Origin of the sequence: Rhodococcus sp. MEB032 (genome assembly GCF_030208925.1) — a bacterium.
In the GTDB taxonomy this organism is placed as follows: Bacteria; Actinomycetota; Actinomycetes; order Mycobacteriales; family Mycobacteriaceae; genus Rhodococcus_F; species Rhodococcus_F qingshengii.
Map to the genome: position 1 here is coordinate 66,797 of NZ_JARVSY010000006.1, position 16,561 is coordinate 83,357.

At 61.8% G+C, this 16,561-nt stretch carries 17 protein-coding genes; 5 read left to right on the forward strand and 12 right to left on the reverse strand.

Annotated elements, in window-relative coordinates; all coding sequences use genetic code 11:
- Window positions 1–3 precede the first annotated feature (3 nt).
- From QRN54_RS06380 to QRN54_RS06400, 5 genes are all read right to left on the reverse strand, one after another.
- Window positions 4–1,695, reverse strand: coding sequence for a sensor histidine kinase (locus QRN54_RS06380; RefSeq protein ID WP_042921348.1), 1,692 nt, complete (start codon window positions 1,693–1,695; stop codon window positions 4–6).
- Window positions 1,696–1,722: 27 nt separating this feature from the next.
- Window positions 1,723–2,418: a hypothetical protein gene (locus tag QRN54_RS06385; RefSeq protein ID WP_285181760.1), complete on the reverse strand. Its 696-nt coding sequence runs from the start codon at window positions 2,416–2,418 to the stop codon at window positions 1,723–1,725.
- A gap of 19 nt (window positions 2,419–2,437) precedes the next feature.
- Window positions 2,438–2,770: a cupin domain-containing protein gene (locus QRN54_RS06390; RefSeq protein WP_003946336.1), complete on the reverse strand. Its 333-nt coding sequence runs from the start codon at window positions 2,768–2,770 to the stop codon at window positions 2,438–2,440.
- Window positions 2,771–2,854: 84 nt separating this feature from the next.
- A complete protein-coding gene (locus QRN54_RS06395; RefSeq protein ID WP_285181761.1) occupies window positions 2,855–3,346 on the reverse strand; it encodes a dihydrofolate reductase in 492 nt (163 codons plus the stop codon).
- Window positions 3,347–3,348: 2 nt separating this feature from the next.
- On the reverse strand, window positions 3,349–4,149 hold the full coding sequence (locus tag QRN54_RS06400) for a thymidylate synthase (RefSeq protein ID WP_003946427.1): 801 nt from the start codon (window positions 4,147–4,149) through the stop codon (window positions 3,349–3,351).
- Window positions 4,150–4,235: 86 nt separating this feature from the next.
- Here QRN54_RS06400 and cobF point away from each other — a divergent pair, with 86 nt between their 5' ends.
- The 4 genes from cobF (at window position 4,236) to QRN54_RS06420 (ending at window position 8,345) form a co-directional block, all read left to right on the forward strand.
- Window positions 4,236–4,976 carry a precorrin-6A synthase (deacetylating) gene (gene cobF / locus QRN54_RS06405; RefSeq protein ID WP_003946376.1) on the forward strand — a complete coding sequence of 247 codons (741 nt, stop codon included), beginning with the start codon at window positions 4,236–4,238 and terminating at the stop codon, window positions 4,974–4,976.
- Window positions 4,977–5,052: 76 nt separating this feature from the next.
- Window positions 5,053–6,219, forward strand: coding sequence for a GGDEF domain-containing protein (locus QRN54_RS06410; protein WP_223304416.1), 1,167 nt, complete (start codon window positions 5,053–5,055; stop codon window positions 6,217–6,219).
- Window positions 6,220–6,262: 43 nt separating this feature from the next.
- Window positions 6,263–7,438: a GGDEF domain-containing protein gene (locus QRN54_RS06415; RefSeq protein WP_285181762.1), complete on the forward strand. Its 1,176-nt coding sequence runs from the start codon at window positions 6,263–6,265 to the stop codon at window positions 7,436–7,438.
- A 40-nt stretch (window positions 7,439–7,478) separates the two neighbouring features.
- Window positions 7,479–8,345: an Fpg/Nei family DNA glycosylase gene (locus QRN54_RS06420; protein WP_007727653.1), complete on the forward strand. Its 867-nt coding sequence runs from the start codon at window positions 7,479–7,481 to the stop codon at window positions 8,343–8,345.
- Here QRN54_RS06420 and QRN54_RS06425 read toward each other — a convergent pair.
- Complete coding sequence (locus QRN54_RS06425; protein ID WP_007727651.1) at window positions 8,338–9,213, reverse strand: LysR family transcriptional regulator; 876 nt, start codon at window positions 9,211–9,213, stop codon at window positions 8,338–8,340. The two genes, QRN54_RS06420 and QRN54_RS06425, sit on opposite strands and share 8 nt — an antisense overlap.
- A gap of 72 nt (window positions 9,214–9,285) precedes the next feature.
- On the opposite strand from QRN54_RS06425, the gene QRN54_RS06430 reads away from it, so the two are divergent.
- Complete coding sequence (locus QRN54_RS06430; RefSeq protein WP_042921334.1) at window positions 9,286–10,518, forward strand: MFS transporter; 1,233 nt, start codon at window positions 9,286–9,288, stop codon at window positions 10,516–10,518.
- Between the two features lie 30 nt (window positions 10,519–10,548).
- Here QRN54_RS06430 and QRN54_RS06435 read toward each other — a convergent pair whose 3' ends face one another.
- The 6 genes from QRN54_RS06435 to QRN54_RS06460 all read right to left on the reverse strand — a co-directional run bounded on the left by QRN54_RS06435 (window position 10,549) and on the right by QRN54_RS06460 (window position 16,510).
- The gene (locus tag QRN54_RS06435; RefSeq protein WP_050655572.1) at window positions 10,549–11,328 is read right to left on the reverse strand and encodes a DUF427 domain-containing protein; all 780 of its coding nucleotides are present in this window, start codon (window positions 11,326–11,328) and stop codon (window positions 10,549–10,551) included.
- Window positions 11,329–11,385: 57 nt separating this feature from the next.
- Window positions 11,386–11,862, reverse strand: coding sequence for a nitroreductase/quinone reductase family protein (locus QRN54_RS06440; protein WP_003946395.1), 477 nt, complete (start codon window positions 11,860–11,862; stop codon window positions 11,386–11,388).
- Window positions 11,863–12,060: 198 nt separating this feature from the next.
- Complete coding sequence (locus QRN54_RS06445) at window positions 12,061–13,869, reverse strand: DEAD/DEAH box helicase family protein (RefSeq protein WP_285181763.1); 1,809 nt, start codon at window positions 13,867–13,869, stop codon at window positions 12,061–12,063.
- Window positions 13,869–14,729 carry an SDR family oxidoreductase gene (locus tag QRN54_RS06450; RefSeq protein WP_075834061.1) on the reverse strand — a complete coding sequence of 287 codons (861 nt, stop codon included), beginning with the start codon at window positions 14,727–14,729 and terminating at the stop codon, window positions 13,869–13,871. Before QRN54_RS06450 ends, QRN54_RS06445 begins: the two co-directional genes overlap by 1 nt.
- Before the next feature lie 59 nt (window positions 14,730–14,788).
- Complete coding sequence (locus QRN54_RS06455) at window positions 14,789–15,691, reverse strand: dihydrodipicolinate synthase family protein (protein ID WP_064687551.1); 903 nt, start codon at window positions 15,689–15,691, stop codon at window positions 14,789–14,791.
- A 33-nt stretch (window positions 15,692–15,724) separates the two neighbouring features.
- Window positions 15,725–16,510, reverse strand: coding sequence for an aldolase (locus QRN54_RS06460; protein WP_030534888.1), 786 nt, complete (start codon window positions 16,508–16,510; stop codon window positions 15,725–15,727).
- Between the last annotated feature and the right edge of the window lie 51 nt (window positions 16,511–16,561).

A 16,561-nucleotide genomic window follows, 5' to 3' on the forward strand; every position in this document is an offset into this window, starting at 1 on the left:
GATCTAACGACCGGATTTCGGTCGATTCGAGTTGGTGCGACCGAGCGGTACTCGCCAGAGCAGGCGTGCACCGCTCGGATCGTGATTGACGATCGTGCACGTACCGCCGCAATGTTCGGCGCGGCGCTCCAGATTGTGCAGTCCACTCTTGTGGAAGTCGGAGGGGAGTCCGACGCCGTCGTCCTCGATCGTGATCGCAAATTCGACGTCCGCGGTGACAGCGATGGTGATGTGGCGTGCGTGTGCATGCCGAAGGACGTTGCTCAACCCCTCACGCAGCACGGCTTCGGCGTGCTGGTGGATCCCGGGATTCACCAGAGTGTCGATGGCGCCGGAGAATTGGACGCTCGGGGTCACAGCGGACTGTGCGGTGGCGTCGCCGATGACATCGAGGAGGCGTCGGCGCAGGCTCGACGAATCGGTGGCTGTGGGAGTCTGCAGATCGAAGATGGTTGTCCGGATCTCGCGGACTGTCTTGTCGAGCTGTTCGAGGGATCGTTTGACAATCGCGCGCGCCGACTCCGGGAGGGTCTCGTCCGGAAGCGTGCTCTGCAGGCTCATTCCGCTCGCGAACAGTCGCTGGATGACGTTGTCGTGCAGGTCTCGTGCGATGCGGTCGCGGTCGGCGAGAACGGACAACAGGCGTTGCGCCTTTTGTTTCTCGTCGAACTCGATTGCAACGGAGCCGAGTTCGGCCATCGACTCGATCCGGGTCAGTTCGTCGTGATCCCAGTGTGTGTTGGTGGAATTCGACGCCACGATGACCGCGCCGACTACACCCGAGGCGACGCACATCGGTGCCACGACCGCACTCCCAGCCGACGGCACCAGTTCGGTGAGTGCGCCTAAAGTGGTGAGTACCTGTAGCTTTCGAGTGCTCCGCACCACGTCGAACGGATAAGTGGTCGCCGGGATTCTGACTCCACGTGACGTGGTCCGGGCGCTGGCCGCGGCGTGAACCTGTGCGTAGCCGTTCTCGCAGATCACCACGATCACGTCGTCGACGCCGGTCAGGTCCCGAACGCGACTGGCAAGAAGTTGCAGGCCGTCCTCGAGCGAGTCACCGGCCAGCAACCGCGAGCGGATGGCAGATGTTGCGGTGAGCCATCTTTCACGAGTTCGTGACTGCTCGAACAGTCGGGCGTTTTCCACAGCGATACCGGCTGCGATGGCGAGGGCTTCGAGAATGACCTCGTCTTCCTGGGTGAACTCGGCCTGTCCCCGTTTCTCGGTCAGGTAGATGCTTCCGAACACCTTTCCCCGCATCATGATCGGCGCTCCGAGGAAGCTCTCCATCGGTGGATGATTTGCGGGGAATCCCACCGATTCGGGATGGTCGCCGAGATGGGCCACACGCAAAGTCTGCGGGTGATTCATCAGAACACCCAGCACGCCATGACCTTCGGGGAAATGTCCCATGGTCGCGCGTTGGGACCCGGAGATTCCCTCGTACACGAATTCCGAGAGCCCGCCCCCCGGCGCCGCGACCCCCAGGGCGCCGTAGCGGCAATCCAGAACCGTTGTCGCAGAGGTGATGATCCGTTGAAGCGTCAGGTCGAGGTCCAGGCCGGAGCCGACCACCAGGACCGCCTCGAGCAGGCGGTGGAGTGTCGGTATGTCGGCATTGGAATCGCCCAGGCGGTCGAGCAACTCGCCGAACGTACGTGCCGGACTGTGACCCGAAGCTTCGACCATGGTCGAAGCATATCGCCTCACCGAACGTCAGCTCTCCCGGCGGCGACCTTCCCACCACGACGACCAGTGATGCTTGATCTCGTCGAACTCGTGATCGCTCAGGTCGTAGGTGGTCAGCAGGATGGACATGCCTCCGTCGGGCCGCTGCGCCGTCACCGACTGGGTGGCGACAGACAGCAGGCCAGGGCCGAGATCCTCGACTGTCAACCCGAATTGGTGGTCAGTGACGTAGTCGACGACGCCTTCGAAATAGTCGCCGGGAGCGATTGTCACCGCGTACCGACTTCCCGCTTCCAATTCGATTTTGGTGAGCCCGAGGACGCTTGCCACGTTCTCACCGGGGAGCAGAAGGCCGTCGAGATAAATGGTTTTACGCTCGGCCAGTCCGTGGTGCTCCACTGCGAATCTGAGCAGCTGGAGGAATGTCGTCCAGCCCTCGGTGATGTCGTCGTACCAGTCGTCGTCGGCAGATTTGGCCGGCCGATCGATGCGGACGACCGTCTTGCCGTCCTGTCCGCGAAGTGAGAAACGGTCGCCGTTTCCGAGTTTCAGCGTCAACGCTTCGGGGTCGGCCTCAGCGGTGGAGTAGATCTGGGTGATTTCGTCGTCGAGTCCGTCGTACTCCCAGCCGAACCAACGTCGAATCAGCGACGGGTCGCGCAGCGCGGGCCAGAGTACGGACGGGGCTGCGACGACGGACACTTCGATCACGGTTTCGCTCACGCGGAAGACGCTACCGATTTCAGCCCTTCATGGCGACGGTCAGTAGAAATGCAACGTCTTCGAGCGCTTCGACGCTGTGCCGGTCGGCCGGGACGGTCAGGAAATCACCCGTGGATCCTTTCCACTGGTCGCTCCCACATACAAGATTCAGCTTCCCGCTCAGTACCAACAATGTGGCTTCGCCCGGACTGTCGTGTTCGGCGAGGCTCTTGCCGGCGCTCAGCGCGATCACCGTTTGTCGCAGGCTGCGCTGGTGGCCGCCGTAGACGGTTTGTGAACTGCGACCGCTGGTCGCCGAGCCCGCCAGTTTCAACTGTTGGCGAGCGAGAGCGGTCAGTGACTTCTTGTCCATCGAAGACCTCTCGGAAGCGGTGAATGTCCTTCTTGGAGTATGACCGACTCACTCGCGAGGTGCCTCGTTATCGGCGGAAGTCGGTCAGCGCGTGTACTCCAACCAGCGGAAGCGCAGGCCGCTCTTCTCCGAGGTCTGCCAGGGCTCGTCGGATTTCAGGTTCCATTCGGGGCCGATCTCGGGAGCAAAAGCATCACCGGCGATGTCGAGGTCGATCTCGGTCACCAGTAGATGCGTTGCGAATGGCAGTGCAGCCGAATAAATTTGCCCGCCGCCGACGACGAAGACGTCACCGTCCGGCAACGCCACGGCGACGTCCAGACTGCGGACCACCTCGGCGCCTTCGGCGTGCCATTGCGGATCGCGTGTGACGACGATGTTCCGACGCCCGCTGAACGGACGGAACTTCGATGGAATGGAGTCCCAGGTGCGCCGCCCCATGATTACCGGATGGCCCATGGTGACGCGTTTGAAGTAAGCCATGTCCTCGGACACGCGCCACGGGATCGAGTTGTCGGCGCCGATGACGCCGCCGTGGGCCTGCGCCCAGATGAGGGTGACTGTGCGATCGGTCATCGTCAGACCGCTACCGGGGCTTTGATCGCGGGGTGGTGCTGATAGTCGACGATCTCCACGTCCTCGAAGGTGTAGTCGAAGATGGAGTCGCGCTTGTTCAGCTTCAGGGTCGGCAACGGCAGCGGTTCGCGGCCGAGCTGCTCGGTCACCTGGTCGACGTGATTGTCGTAGATGTGGCAGTCGCCGCCGGTCCAGACGAACTCGCCGACGTCGAGTCCGGCCTGCTGGGCCATCATGTGGGTGAGCAGCGCGTAACTGGCGATGTTGAACGGAACGCCGAGGAACATGTCGGCGCTGCGCTGGTACAGCTGGCAGGAGAGCTTGCCGTCGGCGACGTAGAACTGGAAGAAAGCGTGGCACGGCGCCAGGGCCATCTGCGGAATGTCGGCGACGTTCCACGCCGAAACGATGATCCGCCGCGAATCGGGGTTGGAGCGCAGAGTCTCGACGGTCTGCGTGATCTGGTCGATGTGCTCGCCCGAAGGGGTGGGCCAGCTACGCCACTGGACGCCGTAGACGGGGCCGAGTTCACCGTTCTCGTCGGCCCACTCGTCCCAGATGGAGACGCCGTGCTCGTGCAGCCACGCCACGTTGGAGTCGCCGCGCAGGAACCACAGGAGTTCGTTGACTATCGACTTGAGGTGGACCTTCTTGGTGGTGACGAGCGGAAAGCCGTCGGCAAGATCGAAACGCATCTGGTGACCGAAGATGCTGCGGGTGCCGGTTCCGGTTCGATCGGATTTGGCGGTACCCGTCTCCATGACGAGCCGGAGGAGGTCTTCGTAAGCAGTGGAGACAGTCACGGGGATCAGTCTAGGGCCTGCCCTGCTGTGCGCCTTTATTAACCTCCGGCGGTTAATAAAGGCGCACGGCAATATAGCCTCGGCACATGCGCGAACTCTTGGTGATCGGTATCGGTGCTGGTGATCCCGACCAGGTGACGGTTCAGGCGATCAAGGCCATGAACAGGGCCGATACGTTCTTCATCATCGGAAAGGGTGACGAGAAGCAGGCCCTGGTCGACTTGCGCACCGGCATTCTCGACGAGCACGTTCACCTCGACTACAAGGTGGTCGAGATCACGGACCCGCCGCGGGACCGAACCCCCACCGATTACGAGGGAGTCGTCGAGGACTGGCACGAGCGTCGGGCCGCGAAATTCGAAGCGGAATTCGCGGCCGAACCTGGCGTCGGCGCGATTCTCGTCTGGGGTGACCCTTCCCTCTACGACAGCACTCTGCGGATCGTCGAGCGCGTGCTCGCTCGCGGGAGAGTTTCGTTCGACTACTCCGTCATCCCGGGAATTACCAGCGTGCAGTCGCTGGCTGCACAGCACCGGATCGTCCTGAACCGAATCGGCGAACCCATCCACATCACGACCGGCCGCAAACTGGCCGAGGGATTGCCCGACGGCGTGGACAATGCCGTCGTGATGCTCGACGCGCATTGCACCTTCACTCAGGTAAGCGAAAACGACGCCGAGATCTGGTGGGGCGCGTACCTCGGGACCCCGGACGAGGAGTTGATTTCCGGCAAACTGCGTGACGTCGAAGATCGGATCGTCGCTCGCCGGGCGGAGTTGCGTGAGAAGCACGGTTGGATCATGGATACGTACCTCGTTCGGCGCTGACAACCGACCCTGAATTTGCCGCCTCGATCCTGCACTCTTGATCCCGAACGACGGTCTGCGCACCTATGATCTGCGCATGACATCGTTCGGGCAGGACCGACTGCAGTCGATTCTGCCCGCGCCGCGTGGCCGTGAAAAATCAGCTGTGAAGTCGGCTTTCGACCTTCTGGTTCAGTGGTATCGGCGTCCTGATCAATTCGACAGTTTCAATCGATACCTCGCCACGAAGGGCCTGGAGCTAGCTGTCCGATTGCTGGTCATCGGCTCGCTGACGACGGTCATCATTGCGATGACTCTGCTGCGCTTCAGCGACGCGGGCGTGCACAACCACGTCACCAGCGTCGTCAACGCCGTTATCATCGCCGTCACGATTGCGGTGATCGTGCTCTTCTGCCTTCTGCCCGAAATCACGCGTCGGTGGTCGTACTTCTTTGTCGCCTACTGCGAGGTCGGCGTATTCGTCGGTGTGTTCTTGAACAACGACCCTTTCATCGGGTTGATCCAGTGTGTGCTCTTCGTACTGATCGGTGGCTACATCGCGTACTTTCACAACGCGAGACTCCAGGCGGTTCACATCGCGCTGTCCATCGTGGTTCTGGCAGTGGTCGGCCGAAAGGTTGCGGTCTACGCGGATCCTGCGTTGGCCACAGCACTGTGCCTGATCATCGCCACCGGGATCGTGGTCATCCCGTTCGCCTGCCAGTTCGTCCTCTCACTTCTCGGCTCCGACGCGGACAGTTCGGATGTGGATCCGTTGACAGGGCTTCTGAATCGGCGCGGGCTGCAGCGAGCTGTTGTCGAAATGGGGGCGACGGGGCATGCGTCGAGCAAGTCGTCGTATGTCGTCGCGATTGTCGATGTCGATTCGTTCAAGAGCGTCAACGACTCACAGGGGCACGAGGAAGGCGATCTCGTACTTCGCCAGATTGCTGATCGACTGCGGTGGTGCGGCGGCGAGAAGGCGCTCTTCGCCAGATTCGGTGGGGACGAGTTCGTGTTGGTAGACACGATAGACGTCGGCGCAGCGCCTGCGTTCGAAGACAATCTGCGAAGGCACTTGCGAATCGACGATCGTGATCCGGTAGTGACCACCAGCGTCGGAGTCGCGATCACCTCTGCCGAATGGTCGTCGATTATTTCCGACGAGGAGTTGACGGAACTGTTTCGAGTAGCCGATGCCTCGATGTACCGCGCGAAGGCCGCCGGCGGCGATCAGGTTGTGATGTGGGACGGCAAACAGTGAAAATTGTCTGATTGCGGGGAGTTGACTGGATTACCCTGACCCTATGGAATCTGCCGAGAGTGTTGAGCGTTCGGACGCCGTGGCGTCTCGACGACCGCTCTCGGGTCCCGCGTTCCGGCTGATCTCTTCTCAACTTGTCGATTGGTATCGGCGTCCGGACCAATTCGACACCTTCAATCGCTATCTCGCGGACAAAGGGTTGACCGTCGCCTCGCGGTTTCTCGTCGTCTGCTCGTTGGTGCTGGTCACCGTGATCATGTTCCTCACTCGCTTCAGTCCACAGGGCCCGACCACTTCGCACGCGCGCACCGCGAACGCAGTCATCATGGTCATAACCGTGATGATGGCCGTCGCCCTCTCGACGAGGCGCAATCTCTCCCGTTCCTGGTCTTACGCCTTTGTGCTCTACTCGGAAGTGGGAATAGCGGCCGCAATGCTGCTGTACTCCAATCCGCTTGCAGCACTGGCACACGCCGTGATGTTCTCGGTGATCGGCGGATACATCGCGTTCTTCCACAATGCTCGAATACAGAGCCTTCACATGTTGTGGGTATTCGTCGTGGTCATCGGCATCGTGACACGTACGGCCGTGGTCGGAAACGATGTGGATATTCCGGTTCTGGTCGCGTTGGTAGTACTGGTCGGCGCGGCAATCTACGTGATTCCCTTTGCCTGTCAGTTCATTTTCTCCATCCTCGGCACCGACGCGTTGAACTCGCAATTGGACCCACTGACCGGACTGCTCAACAGGAGGGGACTGGCCGACGAAGTGCGACTGTTGCTGGAGCGGTCGTACACGCACTCGGCGCTCTTGGTAGTCGCCGCCGTCGACATCAATCGATTCAAGGCCATCAACGACGAGTACGGACATACCGTCGGTGACGCTGTGATCGAAAAAGTCGGATCGAGACTGGTCGAATGCGCCGGCCCGGCGGCCTTGATCGCACGGATAGGCGGCGACGAGTTCGTCATCGTCGATTCGGTCGATCAACGCTCGTTCCATCGACTCGAACATGAGCTACTCCGTTCGACGATCACCTCGCCCGATCATCCCGAGGTGGCGATGAGCGTCGGAATCGCGAAGATCGCAGGGCCTTTCGAATCAGCGGATGATGCGCTGGTCGCCTACCCGACCCTGCTGCGGCGAGCGGATCGGGCGATGTACTCCGCGAAGGCACGCGGTGGGCATTCGGTGGTGCTGCAGACGGAAACGGACTGAGCGCGCTGTGAGTGTCCGTGGTCGGCGTTAGTCTGTTGCCATGCCTGAACTACCCGAGGTGGAAGCGCTGGCAGGGTTCCTTCGTCAGCACGCGGTCGGCGCAGTGGTGGGACGCGTCGACATCGCTGCATTGAGTGTGCTCAAGACCTTCGATCCGCCGATCACTGCTCTGCAGGGGCGTGACGTCACGGGCGCCGCCCGCTTCGGGAAGCATCTGGCTCTGGATTGCGACGGGTTGTGGTTGGTCACGCATCTCTCCCGTGCCGGCTGGATGCGCTGGCTGGACAATCCATCGGCGACGCCGCCGAAGCCGGGGAAGGGGCCGTTGGCGCTGCGCGTTCATTTCTTCACACCCGAAGGGTTGACGCCGGCATTCGATCTCACCGAAGCCGGCACCAAGAAACGCCTCGCCGTCTGGGTCGTGAACGATCCGCAGGAGGTTCCGGGCATCGCCCGGTTGGGGCCGGACGCGATGGCCGTGACCGAAGCCGAGTTCGCACAGATTCTGGGCGGAACGTCGGCACGGATCAAGAACTCGATAGTCGAGCAGTCGTTGATCGCCGGTATCGGGAACGCCTACTCGGACGAGATCCTCCACACCGCGAAACTCTCGCCTTTCGCGACCTCGTCGCGGCTGACGCCGGATCAGATTTCGACGTTGTATGCCGTGATGCGATCCACGCTGGCCGACGCGATCGAGCGTTCGGAAGGTCAGGACGCGGCCCGGCTCAAGGGTGAGAAACGCTCGGGGATGCGAGTGCATGCTCGTACCGGACTTCCGTGCCCGGTGTGCGGTGACGTCGTACGCGAAGTGTCGTTCGCGGAGCGTTCTTTTCAATACTGCGCGACGTGCCAGACCGGCGGTAAGCCGTTGGCGGACAGGCGAATGTCGAAACTGCTCAAGTAGCGAACTGCGCTGCGAGTAGTTCGACGAACTCGCGGGCGAGTGCCGACGAATGGGTGGGTTCGGTGATTGCGTGGACGATCCGATGCGGCGCATCGGTGATCGGAATACAGACCAATTCGGGGTGCAGGGCGCTCATGGACTGGGGGAGCAAACCTACGCCCAGGCCGTTGGCGGTCAGTGAACAGATCAGGTCTACCGAGTTGGCTTCAAGTGTTTTTCCCCGAGGGACCTGTGATTCGGCGAAGGCTTGGTCGGTTTGGACACGGGCCTCGCTGCCGGAGGCGAAGTCCACGAGAGTGTGATCGCGTAGGTCTTCGAGCCTGATCGACGAAGCCTGGGCAAAGGGATGGTCGGGAGCAACGAACGCTGCGGTGGGTTCACTCCACAGCGGCGCGGCGGCAAAGCTCTTGGGTAGGCGACCTGCGGCCAATCCGACAATGCCGACGTCGATTGCACCGGACCGGACTCCTTCGATAACTACTTCACTGCCGTACGGTCGCGCGGTGATGTTGATTGCAGGGTGGCGCCGTGTCAGATCTGCCAGCGCGCGTCCGACGTCGACGCGCCCCGCCGAGGTGATGGTGCCGACCGTCAACCGCACTTGCTCGTTGCTCCGTGCCGAGACATCACTGACGAGTCTCGACACGGCGCCGAGTACCTCGCGGGAGCGGGCGACAAAAACCTCGCCTGCAGCAGTCAGGCCGACGTTTCGGCTGTTCCGGTTGAACAATTCGACGCCCAGTTCCTTTTCGAGGTCTCTGATCTGGGCACTCAAGGCGGACTGGGAAACGTGCAACCGCGACGCTGCTCGGCTGAAGTGTCTGTCTTCCGCGACTGCCAGGGCGTAGCGGATGTGACGTAGTTCCATTGCACCAATCTATCGTTTCTGGAGATAGATCATGCATATCTATCTATTGGACGCGCGTCGGTGTAGGCGGTCATGCTTGACGACATGATTTCAAGCGACGCGCGTCCGAGGCTCGGACTACCGATAGTGCTGCTGATGGCTGCGGCGACGGGCCTGTGCGCGGGCGGTAACTATTTCAACCAGCCACTCCTCGATTCCATCGCAGATCACCTGAATGTGTCGGCCTCCGCAGCGGCCGCGACGGTGACCATCGCGCAGGTCGCGTATGCACTCGGATTGATACTTCTGGTTCCGGTGGGCGACATGGTGGACCGACGCAAGCTGACGGTAGGGCTCATGCTGCTGGCGGCGACCGGTCAAGCGGTCAGCGGATTTGCGCCCAACTTTGCCACGCTGGCAGTGGGAATCGCTGTCGCTGGCGTCTTTTCGGTCGCCGCCCAGGTGCTGATTCCGTTTGCCGCCTCGCTGGCCGAACCTGAGAGGTCCGGTCAGGTGGTCGGCACGATCATGAGTGGACTGCTGATCGGAATCCTGCTGGCGCGCAGCGTTGCCGGCGTCCTCTCCGGATTGGGGGGTTGGTCGACGGTATACAAGGTTGCGGCGGTGCTGATGGTGGTGATGGCCGTGGCATTGTGGCGATCTCTGCCTTCCGATTCCGCAGATCGCCCGAAGGCAAGCTACCGCGCAACGCTCGCTTCGGTAGGGAAGTTGGCTGCGACCTTGCCGCGCCTGAGAACCCGATCGGCCATGGGCGGACTGGCTTTTGCTGCTGTCAGCACCGTCTTCACGACGATGGCCTTTCTTCTGTCCGGCGAATTCGGCTACAGCGACACTCAAATCGGCTTGGTCGGACTACTCGGTGTGGCGGGAGCTTTGATGGCGACGGTGGCGGGCAGACTGGCCGATCGGGGATTGGGTCAGCTGGCGACCGGCGGCGCCATCGCGATTCTCTTGGTGTCGTGGCTTCCCTTTGTCGCCGGTGCCACCCACGTGGTGTGGTTTCTCGTTGCCATCGTCCTTGCCGACCTCGCGCTGCAGGGAGTGCACGTCAGCAACCAGAACGTGATCTACGCCCTTGTCCCCGAAGCGCGTTCGCGTGTGAATTCCGTGTACATGACCACCTACTTCGTCGGTGCTGCCGTGGGCTCGGCGGTGGGGTCAGTGGTGTGGAAGTCGTACGGCTGGAACGGAGTATGCATCGCCGGGTTGGTCTTCTCCGTTGCAACGGCGATGGTGTGGGTGCATGATCGCCGACTGGAGACGGCTGAACTGCGAATCCCGGAATCCCCTGTTGCAGTGGGGTAGGCACCCACACCTTCTCGGCTCCAGCACCTTTCAGATTTCGGCACCGTCCACCAGGATCTTGCCGACGCGTTCGGGATAGAACGACACGTGGTCGTCGATCCCGGACGCTTCGGCGGTAGTGAACGGATAGAACCACGCCAGATCCTCGATCGGAGCGAGTTCGGTTGTGCCGGTGAACGACAGATACGACGCAGTGCCCTTGTAGGGGCAGGCCGTGGTGGTCGGGGACGGCGCAAAGTACTCGCTGTGAACGTCGATTCTCGGAATGTAGTACCGCGTGGGCAGTCCGGTTTCGAAGAGCAGTCTGGGTCGTCTCGTCTCGGCGACCAGTACGTCGCCGACAAAAACCCGGACGTGGCGGGACGAGGGGAGTGCGTCGATACGTACGTATGGATCGCGGGCGTGGACAAAGACCTGTTGATCCTCCTCGTACCAGGCGTCCATGCGATCCCAATAGAATGCGACGTACTCACTCAGATCCAGGGAACCGTCGAACTGTTCAGGGTAGGTCCAGACGGCGTCCTCGGCCCGGCGATCCCCGATCTCGATCGTCCAGTAGGTGGCGTCACCTTTCCATGGGCAATGGGTGGTCGTCGACGTCGGGACGAGGAATTCGGTACGAACGTCCGCGAGGGGGATGTAGTACATCGGCAGGCGGCCGCGTTCGAAAAGGTATACCGAACGAGTGGTGTCTGCGACGGCGTGACCAGCGAAGAAGGCTCGAATTCGGCGGGGGTTCGGCTCCAGTGCGATCCGCCCGTTGGAAGCTGTGATCTGTGTGTCTTCTGCGTGAGTCAGTGCTGTGGACATTCGCGAATGCTCCTGAGATCGGCAGGGTGGTCCTTCCCATCCTGCGCCCGGCAGCAGTTATTTGACAGGTTGGAGTCGAAATACGCGGATCTGGCGCCCGAATGCTCGATCGGCGTAGGTTTCGTACGGCGGCCACGTGGTGGTCGCGAGCTCCCACAGCTTCTTACGCGTGGCGCCCTCCGCCAGACTCGCACCGACCGGTATTTCGACGCCCTTCACTGTCACGATTGCGGTGGGGTTTGCCATCAAATTGAGTGTCCATGCTGGATGCGTATCCTGCCCCCAGTTCGAACCGACGACGACAAACGCATCGCCGTCGGGTGCGTACAGGAGTGGCGTGGTTCGAGAACGGCCGGTCTTACGGCCCGTCGTGGTGAGCAGTAGCTGAGTCACGGTGTTCTCTCCGACCAGCGAGAGCTTGCCTCCCGACACTCTCTGCACTGCTCGATCGAGCGGAACCAGATCCTTGCCGAGATCCGAGAACCATTGTGTATGGCCGACATTGCGCATCAATGACCGGTAGATATTGCGCATCGGACCCCTCGCATTCTCGGCACTGTTTCGAGGCTGGTGCACCTCGACTCGAAAGAGTCTGCCACGTCTGGTCACAGATACCTGAGTCCCAAGGTCCCGAAAGGAATGAAGCGGTCAGCCGAATCGGTTTTGGTGGAGTAGAATTGGGGCATACCGCCGAAACCGTTCGTTGGTGCGCGTTGGACGGTCGTTGGAAGATCAACCCTCCGAGGTCAAGACATCAGGCTCTAGCCACTCGACGCCGAGCAGTTCGGACAGCGACCGCAGACCGGATCGATCACCACCTTTCAGACCTGTGACCGAATTGAGATTGCGCAACATGACCGTGGCGACGTCCTCTTCCTTGGTGCCCACGCCGAAGGGTATGACCCACGGGCACGTCTGGTAGTCGCGATGCGACCGACCGAACGTCTGTTCTGCCGCGATCCCTGAGTATCGCGGTTGATGAAAGATTCCCGTCCGTGGCAACGGGGACGCGTGAGTGCCGTCCGGGAGTGCTTCGTTGGCATGGAGCGAGATCGAGGTCGTGACATTGAAGACGATGACCGGTGCGTCCCCGCGTTGAAACCGCAGACGTTGACCCTCCTTGTCCGGCACCGCGCCGAACAGTTTTGCCACCGAGATCCCGGCGTCTTCGATCATCTCGACCAGTGGATCACCTGCCGTGGAGACGAATTCGACGGCCACCAACACCTGCTTGCCTGCCTTGACCTGCGCCTGCGCCCACTGGGCCGTCGACTCGGCGCGGATCATGCCCGCTTTCTGTCGGTAGCGCAGAACCAGCGCACGGCCGCGCGCGATGTTGCGACTCTTGCGGGCCAATCCCATTTCGTAGGCGTACTCGGCCCACTCCGTCTCGTACTCGGCGCGCTGGGCATGGGTGAGGTCGATCGGCATACCGTCGAGCGGAACAGGTCCCCACGGAGTCGGTCGATGAATCATCAAGGGCGGTTTGCTGTTCGACATCCACCCACGCACGGTCTCGAGCGCGCGAGATTGCAGCGTAGGTGATTCCTTCGCCTCTGCGCTCCACGTCCACTTCCCGTAGGACTTGTCCAGCGGAAGGCCGGACTCGACCAGCCTGGCGCCCAGGTCGGACCAGTACTCCGAAGGTTCTGAATGCAGCTGCGCGAAAAGCGGTGCCAGGTAACGCTGGTCGGCCGGCGTGTGTCCCGGTGTTGCCGTCACGGACAGGACGAACGGCGCTTGCTCGTGAGCATTCGAAAAGCGCGCGACCTTCTCGAATGCCGCCGTGCGCTGTGTGTCGTTGCTGTACAGCTGGGCCTCGTCGGCAATCACCACACCGAACGTGTACTTGGGGCGGCCGTTTCGCGCGATCAGCTTCTTCAATTGGTCAGGCGACATGATCAACCAGCGGAATCCACCGTCGCCCACCGAGGCGATGGAATAGCGCCAATGCGGAATGGTGATCTGTGCGGGTCGATCGACGAGGACGAGGATGTTGGTTTCGCCGCGCTCCTCGGCAATCGTCTTGGCAGACATCACTGCGATCAGCGTCTTACCCAGGCCTGCATTGTCTGCCAACAGAAATCCGCGTTTGCCGGCGCGAGCGGCATCGACGACGGCTGCAGCCCCCGAAACCTGCTCGGGCCGAGGAATTTTGGGTACAGCAACGGGACGTTCACCGGTGCTGTCATTGATGTCGTCCTCTACCCACTGCTGATAAGAGAAGGGGAGTGCCTTGAATGGAGCGAGTTCTACGGGCAACTCCGTACCGACCCACGCGTAGCTCTTCCATTTCTTGACGAACTGCGCACCAGGCGCCGGCGTCCGAAAGGGAACGTCGAGGAGCCAGACTCTCTCACCAGGGCCGGCAGTCGGCACATCCGGCATCGTCGCGCGTGAGCTCTTCTTTGCGACAGTCTTCTTCGGGGCGGTCTTTCTGGTCGTGTTCCTCTTGGGTGCAGCCTTCTTCGGTGCAGCCTTCTGCGGTGCAGCCTTCTTTGCGGCAGCCTTGCGTGCCGTGGTTGCTTTGCGTGGTGGCATCAGGCGGTTTCTGCTGTGAGGAATTCACGCAGCGTGAGCGCAGGCCGGCCGACAAGGTCCTCCACGGTGCCCGTGATCAGCGCCAATTCACCCTGCGCGATTGCGGTGTACGTCGACACCCATGCGTCGAGTTCCCAAGCGGGTGCGTTGTACGACGCCCGCGATTCGTAAGCTTCCTCGAGCGTTTCCTCGACGTACGTGGTTCGCTTGCCGGTGACTTCGGTGATGATGCTCGCGGCCTCGGAGAGCGTCAGTGCCTCCCGTCCGGTCAGGCTGTACGTCTGTCCGACATGAGAATCCAGATCCTGCAGAACCGACACAGCGACGGCAGCAATGTCGGAGCGCGCTACCGCGCCGACGAGACCGTCCCCTGCGGGTCCGCGGATCACACCGTCTTCACCGGCGAGAGCGGGTAGGAAATCGAGGTAGAAGCTGTCGCGCAGGAAGGTGAATGCGAGCCCGGAAGCGCGGATATGTTCTTCGGTGACCCAGTGATCGCGAGCGAGCGTGAACGTCGCGTCCGGAGCAGCGCCGAGGAAAGACGTGTACACGATGTGCCTGACCCCGGCCTCCGCTGCGGCGTCGATGAAGGTGCGGTGCTGATCCAGACGATCTGCGCTTTCGGCCGCCGAGACCATGAAGAGGGTGTCGATTCCGGCCAGAGCCGCGAGAGCGCGCTTCTGATCCCCGTACGTGGTCTCGGCCGAATCGGCACCGGGGAGCTGCGGTAATCGGTTGACCGACCGTGCGATCAGCCGCTGCGGGACACCGGCGTCGCCCAACGACCGGGCCACCAGTCCGCCGATATGACCGGTCGCGCCGGTGACGGCGATCCTCGCAGACCGTGAATCTACGGACATGGTGCCCCTCCTTCGGTCGGTGTGCATCCCATCTTGCCGGAACCCACTCCCACGTCAGGTCACGACGCGACGATTACACCGCGAGCCACCGACAGAGCGTCGGACAAAGCTGTCCTGGTGTTGTCGTCGAGGGAAAGCAGGGGCCGGCGGGGAAGGCCGGCGTCGACGCCGAGAGATTCCAACCCGGCTTTGACCGTCGACGGCAGTCCGCGACTGACGAGGACCTTCAGTAGCGGCTCGATCTGTTCGAACACAGCGGCGGCACCCGACCGATCACCGGATTCGAGTAGACGCCAGAAGTGCACCACCTGTTCGGGGGCCAGACACGGGGCTGCCGTGCACCATCCGCTTGCACCGGCAGAGAAAGATTGCAGTGCAAGAGGATTGCTGCCGTTGAAGAAGGGGATCGTGCCACCGCTCAGTTCGTTGATGCGGTTCATCCGGGTGATGTCGCCGGTGGATTCCTTGATCATCGTGATGCCGTCGACGGTGGAGACGAGATCGACGAGAAACTCCGGCGACATGTCGATCCCGGTGGTGGCCGGATTGTTGTAGATCATCGTGGGAATGTCGACGGAATCGGCCACCGCGGTGACGTGTTCACGAATCTCCTGCTCACCCAGATGCCAGTACGACGTGGGGAGGATCATCATTGCGTCGGCTCCGGCGTCTGCCGCGATCGATGCTCGGCGGAGTGCTCCCGCCGTCGTCAGATCCGACACTCCGACGACGGTGGGGACTCGGCGGTCGACGTAGTCGACAGTCTCCCGAGCGACCGTCTCCCACTCTGCATCGTCGAGATAGGCGCTCTCGCCGGTACTGCCGAGTGGGGCTATCGCGTCGACACCACTGCTGATCATGCTGTCGAGGAGCGTGTGTAGCGGCTTGGGGTCGAATGCTCCGGTGTCCCGGTCGAACGGGGTGATGGGATAGGCGACGATTCCCTTGATGGTGCTGCTCATGAGGCTCTCAGTTCTGTTGGTGGGAAACAAAAGTCAGTTGGTCAGTGTGTCGGGATGATTGCGGAGAGCGCGACGGGCGTAGTAAGCGAAGTTCGCCTCGCTGCGCCGAGGAGTCAGTGTCCAATCGTGTGCCTCCTTCGCCAGGCGAGGCGGTAGCGGCTTGATGTCTCCGGCAGCCATCGCCAGCAACTGCAGTCTGGCCGCTCGCTCGATCAGATGCCCGAGAGAGCATGCCTCTTCGACCGTGTTGCCGACGACGAGTTGGCCGTGGTGGGCGAGCAGAATTGCCCGCTTGTCGCCGAGTGCAGCCGAAATGATCTCGCCCTCCTCGTTTCCCACGGGAACCCCGGGCCAGTCGGCGAGAAATGCGCAGTCGTCGTAGAGCGGCGCGATGTCCATTTGGGAGACGACGAGGGGAATCTCGAGCATCGACAGCGCCGTCGCATGTAGTGGGTGTGTGTGGACGATGCAGTTGACGTCGGGTCGTGCGCGGTAGATCCAACTGTGGAACCTGTTGGCGGGGTTCGGCATGCCCTCCCCGTCGAGGACTTCGAGATCCTCGTTGACGAGCAGGAGGTTGTCCTCGGTGATCTCGTCGAACCCGAGGCCGAGTCGCTGTGTGACAAACGTTCCTGGCTGCCCACCGCGGGCGGAGATCTGTCCGGCAAGGCCGGAGTCGTGGCCGGCGTCCGACAGTGCCCGGCAGGTCAGTGCGATCTTCTGTCGAAGAGTCCAACTACCTGTCGTTACTTCGGTGAGCATCTTCGTCTCGGCGGTGGCCATGAGTTCCTGCTTGCTCGCATGCATCGTGTCGGTCATGGGGTGTGCCTTTCTCGGGACCCGGAAATCAATGACATTCAGTCACCTATA

Excerpts from the sequence above, each read along its gene's own strand:
- QRN54_RS06380 (WP_042921348.1), bottom strand. The coding sequence starts at position 1,695 with ATGGTCGAAGCTTCGGGTCACAGTCCGGCACGTACGTTCGGCGAGTTG.
- QRN54_RS06445 (WP_285181763.1), bottom strand. The coding sequence starts at position 13,869 with ATGCCACCACGCAAAGCAACCACGGCACGCAAGGCTGCCGCAAAGAAG.
- QRN54_RS06410 (WP_223304416.1), top strand. The coding sequence starts at position 5,053 with ATGACATCGTTCGGGCAGGACCGACTGCAGTCGATTCTGCCCGCGCCG.
- QRN54_RS06390 (WP_003946336.1), bottom strand. The coding sequence starts at position 2,770 with ATGGACAAGAAGTCACTGACCGCTCTCGCTCGCCAACAGTTGAAACTG.
- QRN54_RS06455 (WP_064687551.1), bottom strand. The coding sequence starts at position 15,691 with ATGAGCAGCACCATCAAGGGAATCGTCGCCTATCCCATCACCCCGTTC.
- QRN54_RS06430 (WP_042921334.1), top strand. The coding sequence starts at position 9,286 with ATGCTTGACGACATGATTTCAAGCGACGCGCGTCCGAGGCTCGGACTA.
- QRN54_RS06395 (WP_285181761.1), bottom strand. The coding sequence starts at position 3,346 with ATGACCGATCGCACAGTCACCCTCATCTGGGCGCAGGCCCACGGCGGC.
- QRN54_RS06420 (WP_007727653.1), top strand. The coding sequence starts at position 7,479 with ATGCCTGAACTACCCGAGGTGGAAGCGCTGGCAGGGTTCCTTCGTCAG.
- cobF (WP_003946376.1), top strand. The coding sequence starts at position 4,236 with ATGCGCGAACTCTTGGTGATCGGTATCGGTGCTGGTGATCCCGACCAG.
- QRN54_RS06460 (WP_030534888.1), bottom strand. The coding sequence starts at position 16,510 with ATGACCGACACGATGCATGCGAGCAAGCAGGAACTCATGGCCACCGCC.
- QRN54_RS06440 (WP_003946395.1), bottom strand. The coding sequence starts at position 11,862 with ATGCGCAATATCTACCGGTCATTGATGCGCAATGTCGGCCATACACAA.
- QRN54_RS06435 (WP_050655572.1), bottom strand. The coding sequence starts at position 11,328 with ATGTCCACAGCACTGACTCACGCAGAAGACACACAGATCACAGCTTCC.
- QRN54_RS06415 (WP_285181762.1), top strand. The coding sequence starts at position 6,263 with ATGGAATCTGCCGAGAGTGTTGAGCGTTCGGACGCCGTGGCGTCTCGA.
- QRN54_RS06450 (WP_075834061.1), bottom strand. The coding sequence starts at position 14,729 with ATGTCCGTAGATTCACGGTCTGCGAGGATCGCCGTCACCGGCGCGACC.
- QRN54_RS06425 (WP_007727651.1), bottom strand. The coding sequence starts at position 9,213 with ATGGAACTACGTCACATCCGCTACGCCCTGGCAGTCGCGGAAGACAGA.